Below are 5,598 nucleotides of genomic sequence, written 5' to 3' on the forward strand. Positions count from 1 at the left end.
GTGATCTCCTTGCGGCCGAACTCCGCGAGGCTGATGTCGGCGACCTTGTAGTCGGTAAAGCCGGTGGTGTCAGACATGCGCTGCAACTCTCCTTGCACTCAGGATGGTTCGGTGGATTTCCAGGGCCGCCGTCGACTTGTTGAGCGTGATGTAGTGCAGGCCCGGCGCACCCTCGTCGAGCAGCCGCAGGCCCATCCGCGTCGCGTGCTCGACCCCGATGCGGTACGAGGCCGCCGGGTCGTCCTTCGCCGCCTCCAGGCGGTGCGCCAGGTCCTCGGGGAAGGCCGCGTCGCTCAGCTCGGCGAAGCGCCGGATCTGGCGTACGTCGGTGGCCGGCATGATCTCCGGGATGATCGGGGTGTCGCAGCCGGCGGCGGCGACCCGGTCCCGCAGCCGCAGGTAGTCCTCGGGGTCGAAGAACATCTGCGTGATCGCGTAGTCCGCACCCGCCCGGCACTTCGCGAGGAAGTGCGCCAGATCGCTCCTGGCGTCGACGGACCTCGGGTGGCCCTCCGGGAAGGCCGCCACCCCGATCCTGAACTCGCCCAGCGAGCGGACCAGTTCGACGAGTTCGTACGCGTAGCGGAATCCGTCCGGGTGCGGGGTCCACTCCCCCCGCGGATCGCCCGGCGGATCGCCGCGCAGCACGAGCACGTCCCGTACGCCGGCGTCCGCGTACGCGCCGATGATGGCCCGCAGCTCGGCGACCGAGTGCCCGACGGCCGTCAGATGGGCGACGGGCCGCATCGTCGTCTCCGTCACGATCCGCTTCGTGACCTCGATGGTCCGGTCGCGGGACGAGCCGCCCGCCCCGTACGTCACCGACACGAAGTCCGGCTTCAGCGCCTCCACGCGCCGGATCGCGTCCCACAGGGTCTGCTCGCCCTTGTCCGTCTTCGGCGGGAAGAACTCGAAGGAGAAGGTGGGGGTCACAGCCGTCGGCCTCCCGCGTTGAAGTAGCTCGCCTCCGGGTGGTGGACCACGATCGCGTCCGTGGACTGCTCGGGGTGCAGCTGGTACTCCTCCGACAGCTCGACCCCGATCCGCTCCGGGCGGAGCAGCTCGGCGATCTTCGCCCGGTCCTCCAGGTCCGGGCAGGCCGGGTAGCCGAGGGAATAGCGGCAGCCCTGGTACTCGGTGCGCAGCATGCCTTCCAGGCCGACGGGGTCGGCAGCGCCGATGCCCCACTCCTCCCGCACCCGGGCGTGCCAGTACTCGGCGAGCGCCTCCGCCAACTGAACGGACAGGCCGTGCAGTTCGAGGTAGTCGCGGTAGGCGTCGGCGGCGAAGAGCCGGGCCGTCTCCTCCCCGATCCGCGATCCGACGGTGACGACCTGGAGGGCGACCACGTCCACCTCGCCGGAGTCCTCGGCGCGGTGGAAGTCGGCCAGGCAGAGGCGGCGGCCCCGCTGCTGGCGGGGGAAGGAGAAGCGGGTCCGCTCGCCTCCGTCCTCGTCCAGGACGATCAGGTCGTCGCCCTTGGACACACAGGGGAACCAGCCGTGGACGACGGCCGCTTCGACCAGGCCCTCCCGCTCGATCCGGTCGAGCAGCGCCCGCAGGCGCGGTCGGCCCTCCGCCTCGATGGTCCCGTTGTCCTTCAGGCCCCACTGGCCCTTGAAGAGGGCGGTCTCGTCCAGCCAGGGGGCGTACGCGTCGAGGGGGATGCCCTTGACGACCTTCGTCCCGAGGAAGGGGGGCTCGGGTACGGGGTTGTCGGCGGCCACGTCGGAGCGGCCGGCCGGCTCGGGCTCCCGTACTTCGAGAACCGGGGTCTCCCGCTTGGGCACCCTGCGCTGCTTCAGCTCCGGCAGTACGGCTCCGGGGACGCCCCGCTTCACTCCCATCAGCGCGTCCATCAGCCGCAGGCCCTCGAAGGCGTCGCGGGCGTAGCGGACCTCGCCCTGGTACAGCTCGTGCAGGTCCTGCTCGACGTACGCCCTGGTCAGGGCCGCCCCACCCAGGATCACCGGATACTTCGCGGCCAGCCCCCGGCCGTTGAGCTCCTCCAGGTTCTCCTTCATGATCACGGTGGACTTCACCAGGAGGCCCGACATGCCGATGACGTCGGCGTTGTGTTCCTCGGCCGCCTCCAGGATCGCGGAGACCGGCTGCTTGATGCCGATGTTGACGACGTTGTAGCCGTTGTTGGACAGGATGATGTCCACGAGGTTCTTGCCGATGTCGTGGACGTCGCCGCGCACGGTCGCGAGCACGATGGTGCCCTTGCCCTCCGCGTCGGACTTCTCCATGTGCGGCTCCAGATAGGCCACCGCGGTCTTCATCACCTCCGCCGACTGGAGCACGAACGGCAGCTGCATCTGGCCGGAGCCGAACAGCTCGCCGACCGTCTTCATGCCGTCCAGGAGCACGTCGTTGACGATGTCCAGGGCGGGCCGCTCCGACAGCGCCGCGTCGAGGTCGGCCTCCAGGCCGTTCTTCTCGCCGTCGACGATCCGCCGCTTGAGACGCTCCTCCAGCGGCAGCGCGAGCAGCTCCTCCGCCTTGCCGGCCTTCAGGGACTTGGCCGTCGCCCCCTCGAACAGGGCCATCAGCTTCTGCAGCGGGTCGTAGCCCTCCGCGCGCCGGTCGTAGATCAGGTCGAGGGCGGTGGTGACCTGCTCCTCGTCGAAACGGGCGATCGGCAGGATCTTCGAGGCGTGCACGATCGCCGAGTCCAGGCCCGCCTTGACGCACTCGTCGAGGAACACCGAGTTCAGGACGATCCTGGCCGCCGGGTTCAGGCCGAAGGAGATGTTCGACAGACCCAGGGTCGTCTGCACGTCCGGGTGGCGGCGCTTCAGTTCGCGGATCGCCTCGATCGTCGCGATGCCGTCGCCCCGCGACTCCTCCTGGCCCGTGCAGATGGTGAAGGTCAGGGTGTCGATCAGGATGTCGGACTCCCTGATCCCCCACGTCCCCGTGAGGTCGGCGATGAGCCGCTCGGCGATCGCGACCTTGTGCTCGGCCGTCCTCGCCTGGCCCTCCTCGTCGATCGTCAGCGCCATCAGCGCCGCGCCGTGCTCCTTCGCGAGGGCCGTGACCTGCGCGAACCGTGACTCGGGGCCGTCGCCGTCCTCGTAGTTCACCGAGTTGACCACCGCGCGGCCGCCGAGCTTCTCCAGGCCGGCCCTCAGCACCCCCACCTCGGTGGAGTCGAGCACGATCGGCAGCGTCGACGCGGTCGCGAACCGGCCCGCCAGCTCCGCCATGTCGGCGACGCCGTCGCGGCCCACGTAGTCCACGCACAGGTCGAGCATGTGCGCGCCCTCGCGGATCTGGTCGCGGGCCATCTCCACGCAGTCGTCCCACCGGCCTTCGAGCATGGCCTCGCGGAACTTCTTCGAACCGTTGGCGTTGGTCCGCTCGCCGATCGCCAGGTACGAGGTGTCCTGCCGGAACGGCACATGGCTGTACAGGGACGAAGCGCCGGGCTCCGCGACCGGCTGCCGGTCGAGTACGGCCGCGCCCCGCACCCGTTCCACGATCTCCCGCAGGTGCTCCGGAGTCGTACCGCAGCAGCCGCCCACCAGCGCCGGCCCGTACTCCCGCACGAACTGCTCCTGGGCGTCGGCCAGTTCGGCCGGCGACAGCGGGTAATGGGCGCCGTCCGAGGTCAGCACCGGCAGGCCCGCGTTCGGCATGACCGAGATCGGGATGCGGGCGTGCCGCGACAGGTGGCGGAGGTGCTCGGCCATCTCCACCGGGCCCGTGGCGCAGTTCAGGCCGATCATGTCGATGCCGAGCGGCTCCAGGGCCGTCAGGGCCGCCCCGATCTCCGAGCCGAGCAGCATCGTGCCGGTCGTCTCCACCGTGACCTGCACGATGACCGGCAGGTCCACGCCGACCCAGTCCAGGGCCCGGCGGGCGCCGATGACGGCCGCCTTCGTCTGGAGCAGGTCCTGCGAGGTCTCGATGAGCAGGGCGTCGGCGCCGCCGCGGATCAGGCCCTCGGCGTTCTGCTGGAAGGCCTCGCGGAGGGGCTCGTACGTGACGTGGCCCAGGGTCGGCAGTTTCGTACCGGGTCCCATGGAGCCGAGGACCCAGCGGGGGCGGCCGTCGACGGCCGTGTGGGCGTCGGCGACCCCCCGGGCGATCCGGGCGCCGGCCTCGGACAGCTCGTACACCCGGTTCTCGATGCCGTACTCGGCGAGCGCGGCCAGGTTCGCCCCGAAGGTGTTGGTCTCGACGCAGTCCACGCCGACCGAGAAGTAGGCGTCGTGGACGGAGGCGACGATGTCGGGGCGGGTGAGGTTGAGGATCTCGTTGCAGCCTTCGAGGCCGGTGAAGTCGTCCATCGTCGGGTCGGCGGCCTGGAGCATGGTGCCCATCGCCCCGTCGGCGACGACGACCCGCGTCGCGAACTCCTCGCGGAGGGAGCGCCTCATGTCAGCCCCCTCAGATGGGTGACCAGGGTGGCCGTGCAGCCCACCCCGTACGTCGTCCTGATCCGGTCGAGGAGGGAGTCGCGGTGCAGCCGGTACTCCTGCGTCCCCACGTAGTCGAGGACGGTCGCCGCGACCGCGCAGCCCAGCTGCGCCGCGCACCGCTCCGGCACGCCCCACAGCCAGCCGGCGAGGAAGCCGGACCGGAAGGCGTCGCCGACGCCGGTCGGGTCGACGACGGCGGGGACCTCGACGGCCGGCACGGCCAGGGGGTCCCGGCCCTCGCCGCGGATGCGGACGCCGGCCTCGCCGTGGGTGGTGACCCAGGTGTCGACGCGGCGCAGGACCTCCGCCTCGGTCCAGCCGGACTTCTCCAGGAGGAGGGCCGTCTCGTACTCGTTGGTGAACAGGAACCGGGCCCCGTCCACCAGCTCCCGCACCTGCTCCCCGTCGAGCCGCGCCAGCTGCTGCGACGGATCGGCGGCGAAGGGGATCCCCAGGTCACGGCAGGTGCGGGTGTGCCGGAGCATGGCCTCGGGGTCGTCCGGGGAGACCAGGACAAGGTCCAGGCGGCCGGTGCGGGCGACGACCTCGCAGAGGTCGATCTCGCGCGCCTCGGCCATCGCCCCGGCGTAGAAGGTGGCGATCTGGTTCTGGGCCCGGTCGGTGGTACAGACGAAGCGGGCGGTGTGGAGCGACTCGCTGACGCGCACCGAGTCGGTGTCCACACCGTGGTCCTTCAGCCAGACCCGGTACGGCTCGAAGTCGGCGCCGACCGCACCCACGAGGGCCGGCCGCAGGCCGAGGACGCCGAGTCCGAAGGCGATGTTCGCTGCCACTCCGCCGCGCCTGACCTCCAGGTTGTCGGCGAGGAACGACAGGGAGACCCGGTCGAGCCGGTCGGCGAGCAGCTGCTCGCTGAACCAGCCGGGGAAGGTCATCAGATGGTCGGTCGCGATGGATCCCGTGACAGCGATGCGCATCTCCCTCAGACCCCCGCCGCCGTCTTCAGGGCCTCCACCCGGTCGGTGCGCTCCCAGGTGAACTCGGGGAGTTCGCGCCCGAAGTGGCCGTACGCCGCCGTCGCCGCGTAGATGGGCCGCTTGAGGTCCAGGTCGCGGATGATCGCCGCCGGGCGCAGGTCGAAGACCTGGCTCACGGCCTCCTGGATCCTCTCGTCCGGGAGCGTGCCCGTGCCGAAGGTCTCGACGAA

General features: G+C 70.8%; 4 protein-coding genes. All 4 read right to left on the bottom strand.

Annotated features, from left to right (window positions below):
• Positions 1 to 69: 69 nt before the first annotated feature.
• Positions 70 to 933 carry a methylenetetrahydrofolate reductase [NAD(P)H] gene (gene metF, locus CCN56_RS15220; RefSeq protein ID WP_086827302.1) on the bottom strand — a complete coding sequence of 288 codons (864 nt, stop codon included), beginning with the start codon at positions 931 to 933 and terminating at the stop codon, positions 70 to 72.
• Positions 930 to 4,388 (bottom strand): methionine synthase, encoded by a 3,459-nt coding sequence (gene metH, locus CCN56_RS15225; RefSeq protein WP_086827304.1) that lies wholly within the window; start codon positions 4,386 to 4,388, stop codon positions 930 to 932. Before metH ends, metF begins: the two co-directional genes overlap by 4 nt.
• Positions 4,385 to 5,368 (bottom strand): carbohydrate kinase family protein, encoded by a 984-nt coding sequence (locus tag CCN56_RS15230; protein ID WP_086827306.1) that lies wholly within the window; start codon positions 5,366 to 5,368, stop codon positions 4,385 to 4,387. The genes metH and CCN56_RS15230 overlap by 4 nt, the downstream gene beginning before the upstream one ends.
• A gap of 5 nt (positions 5,369 to 5,373) precedes the next feature.
• Positions 5,374 to 5,598 (bottom strand): methionine adenosyltransferase domain-containing protein (locus CCN56_RS44570; protein ID WP_256961980.1); only part of this gene is annotated, 225 nt, incomplete at its 5' end.

Origin of the sequence: Streptomyces sp. NRRL B-24572 (assembly GCF_002156145.1) — a bacterium.
GTDB classification, from domain to species: Bacteria; Actinomycetota; Actinomycetes; order Streptomycetales; family Streptomycetaceae; genus Streptomyces; species Streptomyces vietnamensis.